We start from the raw sequence: 19934 nt of genomic DNA on the forward strand, positions 1-19934 counted from the left end.
ATTATGTTATATGATGTCTAAATTCTGGTTGCTTTACGTAATACTGGCACTTGCTTTTACTTTTCCACTTTCTTATGCTCAACATCATGGTGGTGAACAAGCTCCGCCAATCAGCTTTGGCTCTGGTGAGGTAACTGTGAGCACCACATTGTTTCCCGCAGATTTCACTCCTCAAAAATATTCTGATGTGAATTTGAAATTGAGATTTTTTGACACACAATCCAATGTTAATGTGGAAAATGTAAGTTATAGAGTTCAGATATTTTACGGTGAATCTCTTGTTGCAAATCAAATGTTTTTTGATAGAGATGGGGAACTAGTTGTCAAAATACAACCAAAATCAAATTGTACCCAAGAAGATCTATGGAAATGCACAAAATATTATGGTGATGTTGATGCTGTAGTTCCAAACGCCTTAACTTCCACGCCTTCTAGCATTCCAGTTATCTCAGGACCCGTTTTTACTCAAAGTGGTCAGTATACCGTAAAAACTGACATAATAGGTGCAAAAAATCCAAAGACACAAACTTCTCAGGATATTCGCTTTGAAACAATCATAATTATTCCAAATGAACAAGAATTCAAGATATCTTCATCTGGTATTGATTATCAAGTTTTTGCAAAAAATTTCCAAGGGCCACTAACTAATTTTCAGTTTGACGATTCATCCAAATCCATTTCTTTTGAAATGCCATTTGATTGGGAACACGTAGCACATGTGGATTTTGTAAAGAATTACTTTGAAATCCCAAAAAACTTTTTGCCTTTAGAAAATGTTGTTAGCTTTGATGGCAAAGCAAATGGAATACAGCTCTTTCCAATAGATTTACACTATGACAAATATTCCGACAAAGATAGTAACATACTTCATTTTATGATTCATAACGATGAACTAAAAAAATTCAAAAATTCAGACTCTACACTTAAAGTTGTTATTACTCCTGAATCTAATTCATCAATAATTTCTAAAGACCTTTTCTTTGATAATGGCATTAAGGCCATTGCATCTTATGATTCTAGATATTCTGAAAGTAAAAATATTTTATTTACCATAGCGTTTTTTGATTCAAAAGGGGAACTATCTAATAGTATTCGATATGGATATGGTATAAAGGATCCAACTGGAAAAGACATTGTAAATACTGGTGGAAACCTCAGTCTTTTGGGAATCGAGTTGCCTAATGGCATTGATTCTCAAGTGCTAAACACACCTATGCCTGGAAAATATTCTATGCAAATTGTTCTATTAGGAATGGGACAAAACACCTATGATAGACCCATGTTTCAAAAATTTGATTTTGAATTAGGCTCAGATGTGAAAAAAATTGAATCTCTTGAAATTCCTACATGGATAAAAAATAATGCAGGCTGGTGGGCTGATGGAAAAATAGATGACAGCTCATTTGTTCAGGGAATTCAATTTTTGATAAAAGAAAAAATAATGAACATTCCTTCTACTCAAAGCTCAGGTAATGGTTCTGATGAAATACCATCTTGGATTAAAAACAATGCAAAGTGGTGGGCTGATGGAAAAATAGATGACAGCTCATTTGTTCAGGGAATTCAATTTTTAGTCAAGGCTGGTATAATCAATCCTTGATACTGATTAGTTAGACAAAACAAACCTCACGTAGAAATCGACCATCCTTGTTAAATACAAAATTTGTAATCAATGCTTGCCAAACACAAATTGGTCTTGGAAGATTATCTCCAGGACTGATTTTATTATTTTATGGATTGACTTGTTGGCCTTTTGTTCTGTTGATTATCTCTGATCTTAACGTGGCAAAATCTGCTGTGATTTTTGTATTCTTCTTAATCTCTGTAAGTTCCTCTAGTATTTTTTCTAGTAATTCAATTATTTTATTTTCTTGCTCGTAAGCCAATTTTTTATTTTTATGTTTTTGTTTTATCTTCTACTAGCTTGAATCTTGATAATACTTTGTAAAGTATGAATACTATTACTGCGATTATTGTGAAATCTATGACATTTGCGATAAAATCTCCATATTTGAATACTGAAATAGCTCCTGATACAGTATTAACGACTTCGGCTTCAAGTGCTTTGAGGTCACCTGATGGTAATGCTAATCCTATGATTGGGTTGATTATGTCATTAACTAGAGCAGTTACTAGCTTTGATGCGGCTGCACCAATAATGAATGCAATTGCTAATCCGATAATTCCAAATGTCTTAAGAAAACCCATGAACTCTTGAACAAAGCTTTGTTTTGGAGGTGGGGCATCACTCATATCGTATCTTGTTATTTATGTAGTAAAAAATGTTATCAAAATTTGTAAAATGACGTATTTTGATTATTATTTTGTTTCTTCGTTCTTTGATTTTAGTTTGTTACAGATAGAACAATCTTGAATCATAGACTTGATTTTTTGCTTTAATCCCATGTTGAGGCAATTTTTGTTATGAATATAATTTACAGCTATTCTGAGATATTGACTAATAATACCTATTTTCTGATATTGCAGCCTTGATCTAAACTTTGAAATATCTATCTGCCGTAGTTTGGATGTGACTGTTGCTTATGTTATGATTAACTGTGATCTTGGTGCAGAGGAGACAATTATTGAGAAACTGCGAGAAATAGAACAAGTTAAGGAAGTATTTGGAACTATAGGAACTCATGATTTAATGGTAAAATTAGAAGCTGAAAATTTTGAAAAAATACGAGAGATTGCTTCAAATATCCCAAAGATTGAAAAAATTAGAACAATTTCAACGCTAATAAAAAAAGAATAAGGTTGGGTGAACTAAATGCCTCATGAAAAAAATGACATTGAAAAGTTGATTGACACTATGATAAACAATGGTGATGAATTTGTTCAAAAACTTAAAACTGTTCTGCCTGATTCTATTTCGGAATCTATGGTTATGTTTCATGAATCTCATGTTGCCAATCTTAAAAAGATTAAAGATTTCCTTAATCAGTGATTTTTCTGCTAATAATTTGTACTATATGCTTTTTAATCATTGATTACAAGTTTTATTATGGCTAGATCTCGTACCATTACAATTCCTGTTAATAAAAAAACCAGCTATGCCTTTGATGCCATTTTGAATTCACCTCCAAAAATGATGCCTGATGCAAAAATGTCTTCTGATGGGTGGTGGTCTTTTTCAACCCCTAGAGGAAACGCCCGATTGAAATTTAAAGAAAATCGTTCACTCGGAATTTTAGACTCTGTCTTTATTGATCAAGATTCTCAATGGAATGTTCCAATGCGAATAGTCTCAAGCGGTGAATTCTCTGAAATTGTAATTACTTTGATAAAGCCTGATGAATTGACAGATGAACAGTTTGACAGTCGTATGGTGGAAATCGAACAGGGAATTGAAAATATGAAAAAAATCATTGAGATGTAACATGTGATTTTGATATTGGGCACATCAAAAGAATCAAAGTTAAATATAATTTTTGTAAGTAGAGTCTGAGACAATGCCATACGAAGAAGTTTATTTCCAACGATTAGAAGAAGACGGTCTTGAAGAATTTCAGGAACCCTCCCTGACTAATCAAAACTAACCTTATTTTTTGTATTTATTGATTATCTGGTTTTTTGTCACCACCAGGACCTACCATGTCTTCTGGTTTGACTTCGTTATCCCATTTACCTCTAATTCCTTTGATCAATGCTATGATTCCTGCAACAATTAATGCTAAAACAAATCCAAAAAATAAAACTTGATCCAATATCTTAAATGAACAATTTATTGGAACTGGATTAGGTCCTGAATCATAATCATAACAATCTCCAAATTCAGTTGCCTCTATGTTTGCTGTTTGATAATCATCTCCAAACACTCCTAAAATCAAGAATCCGGCAAAAATAAGCCCCACTGATAAAATGATAAAACGCATGTCACTCATGATCTTAGTCTTATGATATACTATTTACGCTTTGATTTAATTTTTTACTAGTGTCATTTTTCTAATATCTTTTTTAGATTTTTAAGTGATGTTTCATAAAATATTCCCATAAATTTTACAAACTCTGTAAATTGTTTTGCTGTCATCTTTTTGCTGTTAAAATATGATTGCCATGTTATCTGAGTGGTGTTATTATTTTTTGCATTGATGGAAATTGTTGCAACATATGCTCTTAGGGGTAAACCTTCAGTTGCAATGTAGGTAAAATATTCTCTTTCTTTCCATGCCACAACATGTTCTTCAATTGTATTGCCATCTGCAAATGTAATTTTTCTTATAGCTCCCACGTTTCTTCTCTTTTTTGACAAATATGTTGTTTTTTTAACATCAATTACCCATGATGGAAGTCCGACAATATTGCTAATTTTTCTCCAAACCTTCTCTTTACTAGCGTTAATTGAAATGCATCTTCTTACTGTATTTGTGTAAAATGATTTTTGCGCAGTTTTTGTCATAATTGTTTGTATTTCTGTATCGTTTTAAATTTTATTTTCTTTAACATATTTAATCCCTATGACATAATCAACAATATGGTCTTTGGATGGGGTAAGAAGAAAGAAGTACAATCTGAAGAAGTCCCTTCAGAAAAGCAAATTCCATTGTCTGAAGTATCAAAAATTGTACGAAAAATGCTCGAATTAAGAACAAATCAAATTTTGAATGATATAAAATCCATCAGAGATAATACTGAGCCCCTGATCAGTGATCTAATCTCAATTGGAAATACACTTGAAAAAGATAATCTCCAAGTCGATGATATCGATAAACATATTCGAATTATTGTAGTTAGAGGTAAGCAACAAGTAATTGACATGATAAAAAAAGACGCAAATCATCTGCCAAAAATTAATTCATTTGATGATGTGGAAAACATGCATACTGTGTTGAATCAAATGCTAAAAAAAATTGGAGATGTTCTAGGAAGACAAACCCGAGTCATTCATATCTTTGCAAAAAAATATGCCGAAAAATTAAAGGACATATTGCAAAAAATGAACTCAAATAATATTGAAATTCAACAATTACTGAAAAACTATACTCATACAAGATCAATTTCTGAGGAAATTACTGGTTCATTGCAAGAAATTGATAATTTGAAAGATACTATCGTCAAAAAAGAACACAGAATAGCTGAAATTAAAAATCACATAAGTTCACTAAGCACAAAAATAACTAACTATGAGGATTCAATCAAAAAAATACATTCCTCTGAAAAATACCTGAAATTTTTAGAATTACAGAAAGTTTTAGATTCATTCTCTGGTGAAAAAAACCAATTAAAAAACGAAATTAATTCCCAATTCACAAAAATTTCTAGACCTCTCAGTAGATATGAACACGTGTCTTCAATGGAAAAAGAACAAAAAACTCTCTTGTCTAAATTAATCGAAGATCCTTTTGGTGTATTGACTCCAAAAAATAAGGATTCGATAATACTTATTTTAGAAAACGTCAGAAAAGGAATTTCATCCGGTTCAATATCTGTTAAGGATGTGGAAAAATCATTTTCATATTTGACTGAAATTGAAGAATCGCTTGCTGGATACATTACACGCGTATCTGATTTTACTGAAAAACGTCAAAAAATTGAAAATCAATTATCTGCACTTCAATCTGATGAACTAACCGAACTTGTGCACAATTTACAGCATGCTACTTCTGATAAAGATGATTCTGAATCAAAAATCAATCTCATCGAATCGGAATTAAATGAGGAACGTTCTACCATCTCTAAACTAATCTCTGAAATTGAAGTTAAACTAAGAGAATTTTCTAATACTGTTTATGTTATTTCTAGATGATTAATCATTCTGAAATGAATTTATCGCATCCTGACGTACATGGTTTATTCATAACCCCCTCGCATTTTTCTAATTCATTATGTGCTATTCTTTGATGCCCACAGGTACGACATTTCATTCTAAAATATTCGATAATCTTATTGTATGGTACATCTAATGATGCAATTTTTGATGATATGCTGTCATCCATAGTGTTTTACATTTTGGTTTGATTTAATTCCACAAAAAAGAGTTTCTAATTATCAATCCTAAATTTAATTAGATCTAAACTACATACACTATCATGTTGTTTAAAAAGAAAAAAATTGAAAGACGGGTTTCTTTAGAAAAAAAAGTTTTAGACAGTATTCTGTCTTACTGCCAAATGAGACATCCAAATGAAGGAATTCTCATTTTAAAAGGCAAATCAAAACAAGGAAATATTATGATTGACGGGTTGGTGATTCCGCCCTTTAATTATTCTGGCCCTACCTTTGCCGGTTTTCCGCATTCTTTTCTGCCCTTTGATATGAGTTATGTGGGAACAGTTCATTCACATTCTAGTGGTTCTGCAGAACCATCAGTTACTGATCTTCATAATTTCTTTGGTTTAGTATCTATAATTGTTCAATCTCCATACGGAGACAATGATGTCTTTGCTTGGGATAGTAGTGGAAATCCTGTACCTGTTTCTATTGTGTAAATTAGATTGAACTTTCCTAAAAAAAAATACAAAAAATACTGACAAAACTTTATAAGTATTTTGAATGTAATTTTGTTGAATTGTTCAATTATAAGACTTATCTGATCTTCTTGTTTGCCTCATTGGGCATTAGTATTGGACTGCAAATGATTCTTCCATTTCCTTATGGTCTAGGTGCAGCTTTGGCAATTTTCATAGCATTTCCAATGTTGTTAAGAAGACGATACATGAGTCGTATGAAGGGATATGGCGATTCTGGAAGTGGTGGCGGTGGATTCTTTGGAATGAATTCTGGAGGTACAAGTGTACGCTACGTGTGTCTAGTTTGTAATAACAAACACAAAGGTGGCACATGTCCTAGATGTGGCTCTAAAATGCAACGTGCTGATTTCTAAAATGTCTTTAAATGAACTTAGAAAAAAAGTTCTATATCAAAACTCAATTGAAGTCTGGATTGGATTAAGTAAAGAAAAAAACATTGATTGGGTAGATACTGAAAATTATAAAAAATTTATTGCTTTTCTTTTAAAAAACAATCTAAACATGAAACAAATGTCAATCTGTTTTGATGAATCCGATAAAGCGTCCGAAGGAGGACATAGCAAAAAAGTATTTGCAAACAAGTTGGCAGCAATAAATGATGAAAATTCTGCATGCTACTCCATAAAATTAAGTGACAGTGCTATCGAATTAATTCGAAAATTTAGTCTCTAATACTATCGTTTTAATTTTGGATTGACAATAGAATCTAGAGCATTTCCTATAAAGACAAAAGCAAGTCCTGTTATTGCAATCATCACTCCTGGAGGCAATATCCACCACCATAATCCTCTGGATGCTGCACCATACACATTAGCATCATGTAAAATTTGACCCCATGTAGGAAAAGATGGATCACCTAATCCTAGAAAACTTAATCCTGCCTCTGTAGTGATTGCAGCAGGCACCGATATGGCTATGCTAGCAAAAGCATATGGCAATAACTGTGGCAAAATATGTCTTAGTACAATTTTTGAATCCTTTTGCCCCATCATGATTGCAGCTTCGACATATCCTCTAGTTTTGATTTGCAACGACATGCTTCTTGCAACTTTCGCTATTCCCACCCAACCAAACACCATCAAAAATCCCACCAACACGAAAATACTGTTGCTTATAGTAACTGATAGAATAATCAGGAAAGGAAGTGCTGGTAGGGCATAGATTACATCGTTAAATCTCATCATTACTTCATCTGTTTTTTTACCTCTATAGCCTGCATAAACTCCGTAAAGTAAACCCATTACAACTGATGCAATAGATACCACAAGTCCTATGAAAAGTGCCAAAGGGGTTCCCCATAGTAAGCCCACTGCCAAATCTCTTCTCAGCTCATCTGTTCCCATTATTCCAAATGCTTTACCGCCTATGATTAGTTTAGACTCTTGAATTTTGTTTTCTGAATTGTTGCCATACATCTTTATTAAAAAAATATAATTTCCTTTTAGGATCTCTTGTTTTTCTGCTTTAGAAAAAACAATGTCTTCTGCAGATAAATTATTTAAAGAAAACAAAAACTTGTCTGATTGTAGGATAAGATTTTTTTTAATTGAATCATCTGTTGAAAATACTCTTTCACTGTGGATGGAATTAGAATCTAAATTTGGCAATGACGTTGATAATAATTTTAGATGAATTCCATCAGGTCGTATTACATCCATTTGCAATAATGTTGATCCTGAATATTTTGCAGAAAATTCGTAGATGAAATCATTTGGAAAATCATCATAGTCGAAATTTATCCCAAATTGGTGATATGTAACTGATATGTTTTCTGCAGTATCATAGTTTATTTTTGGTGATTCTAAAATTTTATGTTCTGGAATCTTTTCACTCAGAAACAAATTAACCCAAACTGGAATGGCAACTTTGGGATACGAAATCCAACTTCCTGGATTATTCCATTCTTTAAAAGTTTCAACTGGAATTGTAATTACTGCTATAATTGAAGTTAAAATTAAAATTAATAGTATGACAATTCCTGTAATTCCTATTTTATTTTTAAAAAATTCCTCTTTGATCTCTGTTGGAGTGATACTGCTCATCCTACTCTCACTCTGGGATCAAAGTATCCATACAGTAAATCTGCCACAAAAATACTAATTAGAAAAAAAACTGTCAAGATGTAAGTAGCGCCAATAATTATTGGCAGATCCATTACTGTAATTGCTTCAAAATATAATCTGCCCATGCCTGGCCAGTCAAAAACAGCCTCAGTGATTATCGCCCCTCCAAGGGAACCTGATAGACTTAACGCAAGAATAGTGACTATTGGTGGGGCGGCATTTTTTAGAGCATGAGAATAGATTATTTTTTTCTGATCAACTCCGATTGTCTTTTTTGCAATAATGAAATCTTCTTGCATAATTCCTACTATGAAATTTCTTACAAGATATGCCCACGACCCAAACCCAATCATTACAATTGTGATTAATGGTAATGTCATGTGATACAGTAATGATCCGATGTAATTTGGGTCTGATGATGGAATTAGTGGTGTTGCCCTTGCAGGAAAAATTTGATACACAAATGAAAACAAGAATATCATTAGCATTCCTATCCACCACACAGGAAAACTAGAACTGATAACTGCAAAACTTGATGTCAATCTATCTATAACTGAACCAACTCTACTTCCTGAAAATGCTCCAAGGAAGATACCGATTACAGAAATTATGATCGTTGCAGTTGTAAACAATAAGATTGTTCGAGGAAGTTTTTCTAAAATTATTTCTTTGACATCTGATGATCCTGAATCGCTAGTTAGAAAAGTTGCACGACCAAAGTCCAAAGTAAGTATCTTGTACATTGTTAATCCTATTCTTTGTGGTGAATACCACGGTTCATCTAACCCTAGAGTCTTGATTCTCTGTTCAATTTGCATTTGAACAAACGACTCAAATTCATCTACAGACGAAAAACTTTCAGAAATTTTAGGATTTTCAGTTATTTCAGATCTTACTTGAAACACAACTCCTTGTTTTAGGATGCTGTCCATGTTTGATCCTACTAGAAGAACTGTGATGAGTAGTGTAATCATTAACACCCCAAACATTGTAATTAATCGAGTGCCAACATATCTCTTCAAAGTCAATAATCAGAAATGGTGAACTCAGTTTATAATAATTGCAGTATGGTAATTTGAAAAAAATTCTAATTTAGTACTATACTCTATACCTTATATGGTAAAAAATGACTCATTTGACCCTGACAGGCTTGTATTAACTAAAAATGAAATTCTTGCTTTTTGTGATAAAGTCATAGAAAAATGGAATAAAGAACCAAGTAAAAACGCTAATAATATTCTGGCAATGACTGCCGTTAAGGCAAGTATTGTTTGGACTGATGAAGATTCACTCAAAGCAATATGGAGTGAAATAATCAGTTGGGTTTTTGAATTACTTTATGAGAATGCTTTATCTCAAGGTAAAATTGATGACATTGACTGGTCTAGCGTTATGAAAAAATTAAAGAATAAAAAATAACTATATTGTAATTATGTTGTGAGTGCAAGTACAATACGAAAGGCCAAAAAACTAGTTGAAAGTGGTGGTATAGTTAAAGTCGATGACGACCTTTATCAAATTAAGTCATCATCTAATCCAGAAAAATCTTACTTTGTGACATCTGATACTTGTGAATGCCCTGGATTCAAAAATTTCTACAAATTTCATCATGGTAAGGGTCTAAAGGCCAACTGTTCTCATTTGGAAGCAATACGAATTTTCAAAGAAAAATCTTAGAATTAAATAAAAATTGTTATACGCAACAAATAGCTTTTTTGAAACTTTCTGAATCTCTTTCAAAATTGCATTCTTTGCATACTTGCCAACTTCTTTTTTTCAATATTGAAAAAGATGCATCATAGCTTACTGAATACATCTTTCCTCCGCAAGAAGGGCATTGTAGTGGTATGTCTATCTTCATTGATGATGTTATTGCCTTTTTAATTATAAGGCACGCGTAGAACTGATAAATCATCCATAAAATTCAGTTTTTAGGATTTACTTGAATAATTCGATTCCCGTCTACTAAAAATTCTATAATTGTTCCATTGATGTTTACAAAAAATGACGCTCCGCTATTTCCAACCTGCACGTTCATTCCGGCGATATTTGTATTGATGGTATCGTTTTTCTCTTCTGTTGTTTCATCTGGTAATTGTTCAGTACTGTTAGTTGGTATGATTATGTCTTCTGGTAATATCTCTTCTTCAATATTATAGCCAAACTCTTCTATGGTCTGTCTTGAAATGGTAGTTTTTTCTAGATATGCTCTATTTGCTTCTTCTTGGGTTCCGCCATTTTCAAGAATGTTTTTTCTGATCTGCTGTGCTTCATCAAATATGTTTTTGGTGAAATTCATCTGGCTTACAATTGTGTCTCTAACTACAGGATCTAAATTTTTAACATAATCATCATACTTGTATCCTGAAAACACACCAGAACCAGGATCTAACTCTTCTATTTCCTTTAAGAGTAGATCCTCTGAAATTTTTGTTTGTTCTTTGATGAATTTTTGCTCTTCTAACATTTTTTCAGCTATCTTCTTTTCTGAAATAAATTCTTGTAATAATTTCTGGTAATGTGAGTATAAAATAAAACCTATGGGATCTTTTTCAAAATCAGACGATTTTGCATTAAGATATCTTATTGCTTCTGGGGTTGAAAGTTTTTCTTCAATTACTGATGTTGTAGTTAATTCTCCTCTGACCTGAAATTCTGTATTTGCAATGCCTGTTTTTCCGTCAGACGAAGTTGCTTTGATACTGACGATATATGTTCCTGGCATTCTATCATAGTGGCTAAGTTGAACGTTATACTCTCCTAGCTCGTTTGTGGTTGTAAACAAAGAATCATACTTTGTACTGATATGAACCTGAACATCTTTTACTGGATTTGATGCATGGTCGGTAATCCTGCCTGAAATTATTGGTGCATCTCCTGGCAATATCTTTGGATTGTCAACGCTTGATTGAATTATGAGGCTCCACAATGCTGCATCTGAGGCTGGAATGAGCATGCTTAATGCAAATATTGAAAATAAACCAACGATGATAGCCTTGTTTTTGAACACAATGACGATTCTAAACTCTGTTGATAAAACAAAGAATAAAGAAAATCTTGCCAGTATGTAATTTTATTTGAGCCAATTTGATTCTTTTTTAATAAAATATGTTGTTTTCACAATAATTTTCGGAATGTGCTTAGATGATTCTTTGTTTGATCATTTTTTAGTAGCATTTGTGCGAATTGTTTATGTATCATCATTTTTTGATTCAGGCATTGGTGCCTAGGTTTACTTTTACAGTATTATTTATTTTGGGTGCATCGCTAGCCATTCAATTAGCTTATGCACAATCAGATAATGATGCTCCAACAAGTGATCAAATCACACTATCCAAAGACTTGGCAAATAATCCTGTTGCACAAGATATACTTAAAAAAATAGAACAGACTAAAAAATGGATAAAAGAACTTGAAGACAGAAAATATGAAGATCTGAAAGCCAAAGAAGAACTTGAAACAAAAAGAGCACAAGCACTTGAAAAACTAAATCAAGATCTTAAAGAATGGGAGGCATTATGGGAATATTATTCTCCAAGAAACTCGTTTTCAAGATTTGTAGATACCGTACAAGATACTCCTGTTAAGGAAGTCTTTTGGGACCAATTTGAATTTCATCAAATGAAAGTAGATGCAGGTAGAGAGGCACTCAAAATAGTTATTGCAAACGGTGGTTCACTAAGTGAAGCACGTCAAGCATATCATCTTGCAGCTGAGACAAAACGAATTGAGTTAATTGAAGCAAATAGTATTTTTAATGTAAATCATAACTTGGCATATTATAATCAACAAATTTTATTTAACAAAAATGGACAATTCATTGATACACCAATTACCGGTGAACAACTTAGAGAATATTATGAAGATTACAGAACAAATCCTGCATATCTGAAAGCAAATCCCGACGATGTAATATCTTGGGAAGATTTGGGAAAGACAACTCCTGATACTGAGTGTAGACAAGGCTCTGTTGTTGTGTACAGATATCATGCAAGTGACTATGTTTGTGTTTCAATGAATACTGCAGAGATGTGGATTCGTCATGGAATGGGTGAGATTTCTGGAGGTTCAACTCAATCAAATGAAAACTCAGTGACACCACTAACGAAATGTGATGAAGGATTTACTGTAGTATATGCATTAGAATCTGGCAAGTATTCTTGTATATTACAAGAAACAGCAGAATTATGGATAACTCAGGGAATAGCAGAAAAACATAATCCTGAATCCTACATCTTAGACCAGATTAAAGACAAGGATGTATCTCTTACAATAATCGAAGTCAATCAAAAAATACAAGGATTCTACGATGACCTTGCCTTAAAACAAGCAGAACTTAAAACACAATTTGATAAAAAATACGATGATGCTTTGTTACAATCAAAACTAGACGAAAAGAATGCCATAAAGGATCACAGTGAACGACCAAACATGTCCAAAGAAGAACTAAGCAACAAAATCATCCAAATAAGAAAACAATATGATTCAACTAAAGATAATATCATGCAAGAAAAACTAGATGCACTAAAGGAACTAGACAAAATAACTGATAAACATCTAGAAGAGTTTGCCCAAACATACGAACTTGATCCCTATGTCCAAGTGGTATGGAATTCTCAATTCTTAAAATATGAAGCAGTAAAGAAAAACTAAATTCTCCATATTATTTTAAGCAATATTAAATAAAAAAATAGAATATGTTTAAAATTCCATAACGCAAAATATTTTTGTGAATCTTTCCATAGTAAAAGCTACTGAAACGGACATTCCAATTATTCTTGAATTACTTTATGAGTTAGAGAGGCCAACTCCGATCGATGATAAAGAAATCAAAGTATTCCAAAATAAAATTAAAGATTATTTTTCAGATCCTCAGAAGATAATATTGTTGGCAAAGCAAGGTTTCAAACCCGTAGGACTTGTTAGCGTTATTTTTCTACGACGTTTAAACCGAGTAAAACTAGAGATGTACATCCCTGAATTAATAGTCACAAAAGAGTATAGGAACACAGGTATTGGCAAAAAACTAATTGAACATTGTGTCATCCTTGCAAAAAAGAAAGACTGCTATAGAATAAGACTGGAGTCTGGAAATCAAAGAAAAGAATCTCATTTATTTTACAAAAATCTTGGATTTGAGCAGTCTTCGTTGTCTTTTTCTATGAATATCCGTTGAGAAGTATGTGTTTTAGCTTGCCACCAATTTTTTTTGACTAGCCCTCTAAAACATATTTTTTGGAATTTGATTTGATGCTAATTAAAATAATCGTAATAGCCTCGATTCTTGCTTTGGGCATATTTTTAATCACTGAAAACAATGGCGTATATTCTAGCTCTGAAGTCATCGACTCTGTAAAAGAACATGCAAATACGCTGGAAGAAAAAACTAGCGAATCTGTTGAGACCGGTATTGGATTCATGAAAACAGTTGATGAAACTGGAGGTAAAATTAGCACTCAGATAAATAATGCTAAAGAATCAGCAAAAGAATCTACAAAAGAAATATCTGAAAAAATATCTAACCTTAATCCTCTAAACAAAGATGATTCTTCTAAAGATATCACGCCAGAAGAATCTCCTGACCAATCTCCTACTGTGAACGGTGGTCCAAATAATGGAGAAATTCAATTCAACTATGACGGTTCCCCAATTTATGAAAATCTGTCACTATCTATGATTCAACAATCAAATGGTGATGTTTTATTGGAATATGTAGATGCTACTGGAAATACAAAAAGTGCTAATGTGATCATTAGAACTAATGACGTCACAATTTTCTCTGGAACTTTTTTTACTTCCAATTTTAAGACTATAATTAATGATATCTCTAAAACAACATACCATGTAGATATTACAGTTGATCATAAGGACTATGGAATTGTAAGTTCTACATTTAATTCTAATAATATAGATTCTAAAGTTGATGGTGTATTTCAGTCATGATTGTATTTATACAAAATTAATTAGTAACTAATATGATAAAACTTTAGAATCAAAAACGTTTGCTGATATTTTCGAGAAAAGCATTAAACAGTTCACTAATAATCCAGAACCTTTTTTGCCACTTGTAATCAAATTTTTTCGATGGGACCATATTGGAATGAACATGTGAAGAAATTTACTGATAATTCTCAACAAACTTTAATTTTTTTTATGCCTATTTTCTGTGCTAACCCGTTTTGTTGGCAGTTTTTACAATAATCCCAATTCCATTGTCTGAAAAATGGACATATTATTAAAAATCTATAAATATTATGATCTTAGCCGATATGACGTGCACATTACTATTTTAGCTGTTTTGATACTCTCTCTAACCATAACTTTGTCATTTGCCGATACTTCTTTTGGAGAAAAAGAAATCAAATGCATTAACTGTGTGCAAATTCCCTCTTACGAAATTGATCTATACAAAGAGATTTTCCCATTGACTGTTTGGACTGATTCACACACTTATGATCATTTTTCAACTATTACCGCAACTGGATATTTGAAACCACAAAACACAGTTGCACCAATCTTAGTTGTTGTAACTAATCCTATAGGAAACATAGTGACCATACAGCAAATAACTCCTGATGCTGATGGTAATTTCTCTTTCAAACTAAACACAGAAAGTCCTCTGTGGTCTAAAGATGGAGAATATATCTTAAAAGTTCAAAGCGGTACTGAAACCCGACAATTCAAAACTAATTTTACTCTAGTTCCGTCTTTAACTGGAAGCGTTAACAAATGTACTGTAGATAGTATTTCAGTTACTGCAAATAATGGCAGAATTTATTGCATTCCATATTCGATATCTGATGGTCTTGTAAGTACAACTAAAGGAAAATTAAATTCTGATACTAAAACAATGACTCTGGATATCAAAGGACAAAACATTGGTACTATCACACTTGATATTCCAAGATATATTTTGGATTCAAAATCTCCTGCAGGTAGTGATTCTTCTTTTGTTGTAATGGCTAATGGTGAAATGATAGAGTATGAAGAATTAGAAAGTGATTCTGATTCTAGACAAATAAAATTGGATTATCAAATAGGTGACAAAGTTTCATTTGAGATTGTAGGAACACACATCATTCCTGAATTTGGCTCCATTGCTCTTTTGATTCTTGTTGCTTCAATAATGTCTATTTTGATTGTAGGCAAGTCTTTTTCAAATAGATTGGTCAAATTCTAAAACACTGTCAAGTTCTTAAACAACGACCTTAAATCTACTATGGATACATGGATTTAGAAAAATTTCGTAACGATGTTTATGAAGTTACTGAAAAACTATCGAAAAATTTGAAAGAATCAGATCTACCAAAGCTCAACTATGTTCGTCAACAATTAATTGAAATGTATCAAAAAAACCTTGTAAAAATTAATCACTCTGTTTTAGAGCTTATTTGTGCATCTACGTTGATTGCACGTGGACATTCAGTAGAAGTAGAAAAACAAATCTCTGATATCTTAGTATGTGATCTTTTTGGTAAAAAAGGAGATGGCAATACTATTATTGAAATCGAAACAGGATTTACCCCTCCTGATCATGCTCTGGATACAATTGATTATTTCACCGCAAGGATAATGAGTAAAATTGCTAGGTATAGTAAACACTGTACTAAATTTTCTCTGGCAACTCCAGTGATTGGTCTAGTTCCGATACCAAAAATTTTCCTCATGCCTCCAAATGCAAGAAATGAGTCTGATGTGAAAAAAGTTAAAGATCTATGTGATCGATATTACAAAAACCCTCCAATTCAGTATTCTGATATTCTAAATGCACATTTGCATTCAATTTATTTAATAAATATCGACAAAGGATTTGCCAAGGAACTTGATCCTCAAGGATATGTGGATTTAACTCATAATCTACTTCAACGAAGTGAAATAGAGTACTGACCCAAAATAGAAAAAATACAAATTCATCTTCATTTTAGTTCTAGTATGATTTGTGCCGCATGTGAAACAAGAAAGCATTATGAATGCATTGACTGTATAAATAATCATAAAACGCATCTTTGTCACTGCGACTGTCATGATGAAAATACAAAACCTCATCCTGTAGACAAGCCACATTAATCTGGTATCATTAAAAGCGACTCATTTTTTTGAGCCTAAATATTAAAATTTCATCTTATTTTAACCATTGTAGATTTTTGAGGATCTTAAAACTGATCGTAAGAAACATCAAGATTCATAAGGCAATAAAACATTCTATCGACAAATTATGGCGACATCCATGGAAAATTTTGGAACATTAGAGTATGTTTTAGACAAATATTCAAAAATTTGGAGTTGGAAGATTACCGGTCAACGAGCTGTCAGTATGATATCTAGACTCGTGCCTGAAGCATGGTATGGTGAAAATACTGATGAAGTAATAATTCCAGACAGTGTTGAAAGTGTAAAACAGATAAAATTGATTATGGATCGTTATCCTCTTGAAATTCTATCTAAATCTGCATGGCAACGAAAAATTGTAAAAACATATACTCCAAAACCAGTCATTCCTCCTGTAAAATATAATCTCAATCGTGCAAAAACAGGAGAGCAATTCCGTGGAAAACTGCTGAATTTCCAAAGAGAAGGATTAGATTTCCTGCTAAAATCATCAGGAAATGCATTACTTGCTGATGAGATGGGCTTGGGAAAAACTGTACAAACATTATCTTATGTTGCAACTGAAAAACAAACCTTCCCCGTACTTGTTGTTGCCCCATTAGTTACTTTGAACAATTGGGAAAGAGAAATTTCAAAATTTTTAAAGAAAAAAAGTAGAAATGGAAGAATCATTGAATCCGAATCTCCTACATCTACTATAATCAGAACTGGAAAATCTAAAGAACTACCTGTGACTGATTTTTACATCATAAATTATGAATTACTTTACAAACGTCTTTCTGATTTATCAAAATTAAATATTCGAACAATTGTTTGTGATGAGGTTCATAATCTAAGATCAAAAACTACTCAAAAATACAAAGCTGTTAAAAAACTAGCCGCACTTCCTTCAATTTCGTATAGAATTGGTTTGTCTGGCACTCCGATTTACAACAGAGGCTCTGAAATATGGCCAATTGTTGATATTTTGAGACCCGGACTACTTGGAAGTTTCAAAGAATTTTGTGAATACTTTTGTTATGTAAATGAAAAAGGCAAAGCGATTGTACTTGAAAACAAACGAGCCTCACTTCGAAATGAATTGCAAAAACATGTCATGCTTAGGCGAAAAAAGTCTGATGTTCTAAAGGAATTAAAAGATAAAGTTAGATACAAAGAAGTCATTGATGCTGATACTGACTATTATCTTGATGAACTAGGGAAAATATGGAATAAACTTGAAGAAGAACAAAAAGATGCTGAAACCGCATTTGACAAATCAGCATCATATCAAAGAGCAATTCAAAGCGAACGACAGATTGCTGGCATTGCCAAAGTTCCACACGTGATTAATTTTGTTAAAAACATTATGGAGATAGAGGAAAGCGTAGTAGTATTTTGTCATCACAAAGTAATTCATAAATTATTACATACAAGTCTTGAAGAATTTTCTCCAGTTACAATTATTGGTGGACAATCAGATAAAACTCGTCAAGAACAAATTGACAAATTCCAAAAAGGAGAATCAAAACTTATGATAGCTGGTATACGAGCTGGAAACGTAGGAATTAATTTGACTAGAGCTAAATATGTCATTTTTGCAGAACTGGATTGGAGTCCTGCTATACATCGACAAGCTGAAGATAGATTGCATAGAATCGGTCAAAAAAATACTGTCTTTGCATATTATCTTATTGGAAAAGGAACACTTGATGATCACGTTGCAAATATTTTAGTTGATAAAAGTTATGAGATTGACTCCATTATGGATGAGACAGCTGACACGTATGAAAATAGGGATAAAGCCGAATTAATTCTAGCGCAAATCCATGATAAAATAAAGTCAACCTAGACTTAATTTCTCTTTAATCTTTTCTAGTTTTAAAATTATTTTCTTCTTTTTGTCATCTTCGACTGATTCATTATTAATCTCTTCAACTAATTCATTAATTAATTCAAAAATCTCCTTTTTTGTATTCTCTTCTAAGTTATTATCGAGTCCAAACTCTTCTATTTTCTTAATTTCTTCTACTCCTTCTGGAAGAATTTCGTACATTTTGACTAGTCTTGATTCTTGTCTTAAAGGTGACATTAGGACTAGTTGTTTTTTTCTCAACTTTTCAATCTCCTCAATCAATTCATCTTCTGGTTTTCTTAAGAAATTTGAAATGGTTTCTATGTCAAATGACTTGATTTCTAGCAATCGTAAAATTTTGACACTTGTTGGGATTTGTTCACTCCATAAAGTGTATTTTGCTAAATCTGTTATGGAAAATGTTCCATCACTATTCAATGTTAACAGTTTTCTATCTTTTAGTGATGCCAACGAGTCTAGTATTCTCCCAACTCCCAATCTCTTTAATTCTGAATTTTCAATGTCTTTTTCATTAAATGCCCCGTTATTTTTAATCCCTAAAAACAGTATTTCTAAATCGATCAGACCTAATTTTGTCATTATAGTTAATTTCTCCTAGCGGTTATCACTTTTTCCTCCATACCTCATAAAATTGAATTTTCATCCCAAAAAATCTCTACAAAATTGTGTTTGTCTCATTAATTTATCTAAAAATGAGCTTTTAGCATTGATCCAGAATATATAAAGCCGTTTATCTAAAATCTGTATGCCTCAATCAAAACCAATCATTAGTGTTGTAAACGTGGTTGCCTCTGCATCTGTGGATCAAAAAATCGATCTAAATGATATTACTAAAAAATTTCCGGATACTGAATACAATCCAGACCAATTTCCAGGATTGGTCTTTAGACTACAAAATCCAAAAACAGCGACCCTTATCTTTAGAACCGGAAAGATGGTATGCACTGGTGGAAAATCTGAAGAAATGGCAATTAAGGCGGTAAATACCGTTGTCCAAAAACTTCGAAAAGGTGGAATTAAAGTAAAAAAGGATGCAGAAATTACAGTTCAAAATATCGTAGCTTCAATTAATCTAGGTGGAAAAGTGCATCTTGAAAAAGCTGCTAGAACCTTACCTAGAAGCATGTATGAGCCAGAACAATTTCCAGGGTTAATTCATAGAATGTTAGACCCAAAAACTGTCATATTGATATTTTCATCTGGAAAACTTGTTTGTACTGGAGCAAAAAATGAATCTGATGTATTTCGTTCTGTTCATAACTTGCATGCCTTACTAGAAGAAAAAAATCTAATGATATATGATCAATAGCTTTTGAAAAAAAAGATAAATCCGAATTTGGATTTTTTAATTTTTACATATTCTGTCTAATGTCTTGGGAATAAACCCATTAAAAAATCTGGATTATTTGTTCTCCTTGAAAAATATATGTGGAC

The 19934-nt window shown here is 32.3% G+C and carries 27 protein-coding genes; 17 read left to right on the forward strand and 10 right to left on the reverse strand.

Annotated features, from left to right (window positions below):
* The first annotated feature begins 13 nt into the window (after positions 1 to 13).
* Positions 14 to 1600: a peptidase gene (locus MY1_RS03515; RefSeq protein ID WP_237698784.1), complete on the forward strand. Its 1587-nt coding sequence runs from the start codon at positions 14 to 16 to the stop codon at positions 1598 to 1600.
* Between the two features lie 130 nt (positions 1601 to 1730).
* Here MY1_RS03515 and MY1_RS09675 read toward each other — a convergent pair whose 3' ends face one another.
* Both MY1_RS09675 and MY1_RS03520 read right to left on the reverse strand, forming a co-directional pair.
* Positions 1731 to 1886 carry a hypothetical protein gene (locus MY1_RS09675; protein ID WP_007550294.1) on the reverse strand — a complete coding sequence of 52 codons (156 nt, stop codon included), beginning with the start codon at positions 1884 to 1886 and terminating at the stop codon, positions 1731 to 1733.
* A gap of 10 nt (positions 1887 to 1896) precedes the next feature.
* Complete coding sequence (locus tag MY1_RS03520) at positions 1897 to 2253, reverse strand: large conductance mechanosensitive channel protein MscL (protein ID WP_007550295.1); 357 nt, start codon at positions 2251 to 2253, stop codon at positions 1897 to 1899.
* Between the two features lie 295 nt (positions 2254 to 2548).
* Between MY1_RS03520 and MY1_RS03525 the strand changes: the two genes are divergently transcribed.
* Genes MY1_RS03525 through MY1_RS03530 form a run of 3 tightly spaced genes read left to right on the forward strand, consistent with a single transcriptional unit; the run spans position 2549 to position 3382 of the window.
* Positions 2549 to 2758 carry an Lrp/AsnC ligand binding domain-containing protein gene (locus MY1_RS03525; protein ID WP_007550296.1) on the forward strand — a complete coding sequence of 70 codons (210 nt, stop codon included), beginning with the start codon at positions 2549 to 2551 and terminating at the stop codon, positions 2756 to 2758.
* Positions 2759 to 2773: 15 nt separating this feature from the next.
* Positions 2774 to 2950, forward strand: a complete 177-nt coding sequence (locus MY1_RS09830) for a hypothetical protein (RefSeq protein ID WP_007550297.1) — start codon at positions 2774 to 2776, stop codon at positions 2948 to 2950.
* A 57-nt stretch (positions 2951 to 3007) separates the two neighbouring features.
* Complete coding sequence (locus MY1_RS03530) at positions 3008 to 3382, forward strand: hypothetical protein (RefSeq protein WP_007550298.1); 375 nt, start codon at positions 3008 to 3010, stop codon at positions 3380 to 3382.
* 175 nt (positions 3383 to 3557) lie between these two features.
* Here the strand turns inward: MY1_RS03530 and MY1_RS03535 are convergent, their stop codons facing one another.
* Together MY1_RS03535 and MY1_RS03540 are read right to left on the reverse strand one after the other, a co-directional pair.
* Entirely contained in the window at positions 3558 to 3878 is a 321-nt protein-coding gene (locus MY1_RS03535; RefSeq protein WP_048110374.1) for a hypothetical protein, read from the reverse strand.
* A gap of 62 nt (positions 3879 to 3940) precedes the next feature.
* Positions 3941 to 4402, reverse strand: a complete 462-nt coding sequence (locus tag MY1_RS03540) for an SRPBCC family protein (RefSeq protein ID WP_007550301.1) — start codon at positions 4400 to 4402, stop codon at positions 3941 to 3943.
* 75 nt (positions 4403 to 4477) lie between these two features.
* On the opposite strand from MY1_RS03540, the gene MY1_RS03545 reads away from it, so the two are divergent.
* Positions 4478 to 5749, forward strand: a complete 1272-nt coding sequence (locus tag MY1_RS03545; protein WP_007550303.1) for a hypothetical protein — start codon at positions 4478 to 4480, stop codon at positions 5747 to 5749.
* Positions 5750 to 5753: 4 nt separating this feature from the next.
* On the opposite strand, the gene MY1_RS03550 is transcribed toward MY1_RS03545, so the two are convergent.
* Complete coding sequence (locus MY1_RS03550; RefSeq protein WP_007550305.1) at positions 5754 to 5939, reverse strand: hypothetical protein; 186 nt, start codon at positions 5937 to 5939, stop codon at positions 5754 to 5756.
* A 93-nt stretch (positions 5940 to 6032) separates the two neighbouring features.
* Between MY1_RS03550 and MY1_RS03555 the strand changes: the two genes are divergently transcribed.
* From MY1_RS03555 to MY1_RS03565, 3 genes are all read left to right on the forward strand, one after another.
* Positions 6033 to 6431 (forward strand): Mov34/MPN/PAD-1 family protein, encoded by a 399-nt coding sequence (locus tag MY1_RS03555; protein WP_007550307.1) that lies wholly within the window; start codon positions 6033 to 6035, stop codon positions 6429 to 6431.
* 80 nt (positions 6432 to 6511) lie between these two features.
* Positions 6512 to 6826, forward strand: a complete 315-nt coding sequence (locus tag MY1_RS03560; RefSeq protein ID WP_237698785.1) for a hypothetical protein — start codon at positions 6512 to 6514, stop codon at positions 6824 to 6826.
* Position 6827: 1 nt separating this feature from the next.
* Positions 6828 to 7145, forward strand: a complete 318-nt coding sequence (locus MY1_RS03565) for a hypothetical protein (RefSeq protein WP_007550309.1) — start codon at positions 6828 to 6830, stop codon at positions 7143 to 7145.
* 2 nt (positions 7146 to 7147) lie between these two features.
* Here the strand turns inward: MY1_RS03565 and MY1_RS03570 are convergent, their stop codons facing one another.
* Together MY1_RS03570 and MY1_RS03575 are read right to left on the reverse strand one after the other, a co-directional pair.
* Positions 7148 to 8515, reverse strand: a complete 1368-nt coding sequence (locus MY1_RS03570; protein ID WP_007550310.1) for an ABC transporter permease — start codon at positions 8513 to 8515, stop codon at positions 7148 to 7150.
* Entirely contained in the window at positions 8512 to 9510 is a 999-nt protein-coding gene (locus tag MY1_RS03575) for an ABC transporter permease (RefSeq protein WP_420835194.1), read from the reverse strand. The genes MY1_RS03570 and MY1_RS03575 overlap by 4 nt, the downstream gene beginning before the upstream one ends.
* 142 nt (positions 9511 to 9652) lie before the next feature.
* Here MY1_RS03575 and MY1_RS03580 point away from each other — a divergent pair, with 142 nt between their 5' ends.
* Complete coding sequence (locus MY1_RS03580; RefSeq protein ID WP_007550312.1) at positions 9653 to 9955, forward strand: hypothetical protein; 303 nt, start codon at positions 9653 to 9655, stop codon at positions 9953 to 9955.
* Positions 9956 to 9973: 18 nt separating this feature from the next.
* A complete protein-coding gene (locus MY1_RS03585; RefSeq protein WP_007550313.1) occupies positions 9974 to 10213 on the forward strand; it encodes a hypothetical protein in 240 nt (79 codons plus the stop codon).
* A gap of 16 nt (positions 10214 to 10229) precedes the next feature.
* Here the strand turns inward: MY1_RS03585 and MY1_RS09835 are convergent, their stop codons facing one another.
* Together MY1_RS09835 and MY1_RS03590 are read right to left on the reverse strand one after the other, a co-directional pair.
* Complete coding sequence (locus tag MY1_RS09835) at positions 10230 to 10397, reverse strand: hypothetical protein (RefSeq protein ID WP_179364962.1); 168 nt, start codon at positions 10395 to 10397, stop codon at positions 10230 to 10232.
* Between the two features lie 63 nt (positions 10398 to 10460).
* Positions 10461 to 11546: a carboxypeptidase-like regulatory domain-containing protein gene (locus MY1_RS03590; RefSeq protein WP_131255123.1), complete on the reverse strand. Its 1086-nt coding sequence runs from the start codon at positions 11544 to 11546 to the stop codon at positions 10461 to 10463.
* A gap of 212 nt (positions 11547 to 11758) precedes the next feature.
* Between MY1_RS03590 and MY1_RS03595 the strand changes: the two genes are divergently transcribed.
* From MY1_RS03595 to MY1_RS03620, 6 genes are all read left to right on the forward strand, one after another.
* Positions 11759 to 13189, forward strand: a complete 1431-nt coding sequence (locus MY1_RS03595) for an HMG-box domain-containing protein (RefSeq protein ID WP_048110385.1) — start codon at positions 11759 to 11761, stop codon at positions 13187 to 13189.
* Between the two features lie 76 nt (positions 13190 to 13265).
* Positions 13266 to 13712, forward strand: a complete 447-nt coding sequence (locus MY1_RS03600) for a GNAT family N-acetyltransferase (RefSeq protein WP_007550319.1) — start codon at positions 13266 to 13268, stop codon at positions 13710 to 13712.
* A gap of 74 nt (positions 13713 to 13786) precedes the next feature.
* Positions 13787 to 14479 carry a hypothetical protein gene (locus MY1_RS03605; RefSeq protein WP_007550322.1) on the forward strand — a complete coding sequence of 231 codons (693 nt, stop codon included), beginning with the start codon at positions 13787 to 13789 and terminating at the stop codon, positions 14477 to 14479.
* 331 nt (positions 14480 to 14810) lie between these two features.
* Positions 14811 to 15716: a PEFG-CTERM sorting domain-containing protein gene (locus tag MY1_RS03610; RefSeq protein WP_237698786.1), complete on the forward strand. Its 906-nt coding sequence runs from the start codon at positions 14811 to 14813 to the stop codon at positions 15714 to 15716.
* Positions 15717 to 15763: 47 nt separating this feature from the next.
* On the forward strand, positions 15764 to 16423 hold the full coding sequence (locus MY1_RS03615) for a hypothetical protein (RefSeq protein ID WP_007550324.1): 660 nt from the start codon (positions 15764 to 15766) through the stop codon (positions 16421 to 16423).
* Positions 16424 to 16751: 328 nt separating this feature from the next.
* Positions 16752 to 18476, forward strand: coding sequence for a DEAD/DEAH box helicase (locus MY1_RS03620; RefSeq protein WP_007550325.1), 1725 nt, complete (start codon positions 16752 to 16754; stop codon positions 18474 to 18476).
* On the opposite strand, the gene MY1_RS03625 is transcribed toward MY1_RS03620, so the two are convergent.
* On the reverse strand, positions 18468 to 19079 hold the full coding sequence (locus MY1_RS03625) for a hypothetical protein (protein WP_007550326.1): 612 nt from the start codon (positions 19077 to 19079) through the stop codon (positions 18468 to 18470). The two genes, MY1_RS03620 and MY1_RS03625, sit on opposite strands and share 9 nt — an antisense overlap.
* Before the next feature lie 166 nt (positions 19080 to 19245).
* On the opposite strand from MY1_RS03625, the gene MY1_RS03630 reads away from it, so the two are divergent.
* Positions 19246 to 19809: a TATA-box-binding protein gene (locus MY1_RS03630; protein ID WP_007550327.1), complete on the forward strand. Its 564-nt coding sequence runs from the start codon at positions 19246 to 19248 to the stop codon at positions 19807 to 19809.
* Positions 19810 to 19934: the final 125 nt, after the last annotated feature.

Origin of the sequence: Nitrosarchaeum koreense MY1, from assembly GCF_000220175.1 — an archaeon.
Taxonomy (GTDB): Archaea; Thermoproteota; Nitrososphaeria; order Nitrososphaerales; family Nitrosopumilaceae; genus Nitrosarchaeum; species Nitrosarchaeum koreense.

What these genes read in the sequence shown, in the direction of transcription:
- MY1_RS03515 (WP_237698784.1), top strand. Translation starts at nt 14, where the DNA reads ATGTCTAAATTCTGGTTGCTTTACGTAATACTGGCACTTGCTTTTACT.
- MY1_RS03520 (WP_007550295.1), bottom strand. Translation starts at nt 2,253, where the DNA reads ATGAGTGATGCCCCACCTCCAAAACAAAGCTTTGTTCAAGAGTTCATG.
- MY1_RS03525 (WP_007550296.1), top strand. Translation starts at nt 2,549, where the DNA reads ATGATTAACTGTGATCTTGGTGCAGAGGAGACAATTATTGAGAAACTG.
- MY1_RS09830 (WP_007550297.1), top strand. Translation starts at nt 2,774, where the DNA reads ATGCCTCATGAAAAAAATGACATTGAAAAGTTGATTGACACTATGATA.
- MY1_RS03530 (WP_007550298.1), top strand. Translation starts at nt 3,008, where the DNA reads ATGGCTAGATCTCGTACCATTACAATTCCTGTTAATAAAAAAACCAGC.
- MY1_RS03535 (WP_048110374.1), bottom strand. Translation starts at nt 3,878, where the DNA reads ATGCGTTTTATCATTTTATCAGTGGGGCTTATTTTTGCCGGATTCTTG.
- MY1_RS03540 (WP_007550301.1), bottom strand. Translation starts at nt 4,402, where the DNA reads ATGACAAAAACTGCGCAAAAATCATTTTACACAAATACAGTAAGAAGA.
- MY1_RS03545 (WP_007550303.1), top strand. Translation starts at nt 4,478, where the DNA reads ATGGTCTTTGGATGGGGTAAGAAGAAAGAAGTACAATCTGAAGAAGTC.
- MY1_RS03550 (WP_007550305.1), bottom strand. Translation starts at nt 5,939, where the DNA reads ATGGATGACAGCATATCATCAAAAATTGCATCATTAGATGTACCATAC.
- MY1_RS03555 (WP_007550307.1), top strand. Translation starts at nt 6,033, where the DNA reads ATGTTGTTTAAAAAGAAAAAAATTGAAAGACGGGTTTCTTTAGAAAAA.
- MY1_RS03565 (WP_007550309.1), top strand. Translation starts at nt 6,828, where the DNA reads ATGTCTTTAAATGAACTTAGAAAAAAAGTTCTATATCAAAACTCAATT.
- MY1_RS03570 (WP_007550310.1), bottom strand. Translation starts at nt 8,515, where the DNA reads ATGAGCAGTATCACTCCAACAGAGATCAAAGAGGAATTTTTTAAAAAT.
- MY1_RS03575 (WP_420835194.1), bottom strand. Translation starts at nt 9,510, where the DNA reads ATGATTACACTACTCATCACAGTTCTTCTAGTAGGATCAAACATGGAC.
- MY1_RS03580 (WP_007550312.1), top strand. Translation starts at nt 9,653, where the DNA reads ATGGTAAAAAATGACTCATTTGACCCTGACAGGCTTGTATTAACTAAA.
- MY1_RS09835 (WP_179364962.1), bottom strand. Translation starts at nt 10,397, where the DNA reads ATGAAGATAGACATACCACTACAATGCCCTTCTTGCGGAGGAAAGATG.
- MY1_RS03605 (WP_007550322.1), top strand. Translation starts at nt 13,787, where the DNA reads ATGCTAATTAAAATAATCGTAATAGCCTCGATTCTTGCTTTGGGCATA.
- MY1_RS03615 (WP_007550324.1), top strand. Translation starts at nt 15,764, where the DNA reads ATGGATTTAGAAAAATTTCGTAACGATGTTTATGAAGTTACTGAAAAA.
- MY1_RS03620 (WP_007550325.1), top strand. Translation starts at nt 16,752, where the DNA reads ATGGCGACATCCATGGAAAATTTTGGAACATTAGAGTATGTTTTAGAC.
- MY1_RS03625 (WP_007550326.1), bottom strand. Translation starts at nt 19,079, where the DNA reads ATGACAAAATTAGGTCTGATCGATTTAGAAATACTGTTTTTAGGGATT.
- MY1_RS03630 (WP_007550327.1), top strand. Translation starts at nt 19,246, where the DNA reads ATGCCTCAATCAAAACCAATCATTAGTGTTGTAAACGTGGTTGCCTCT.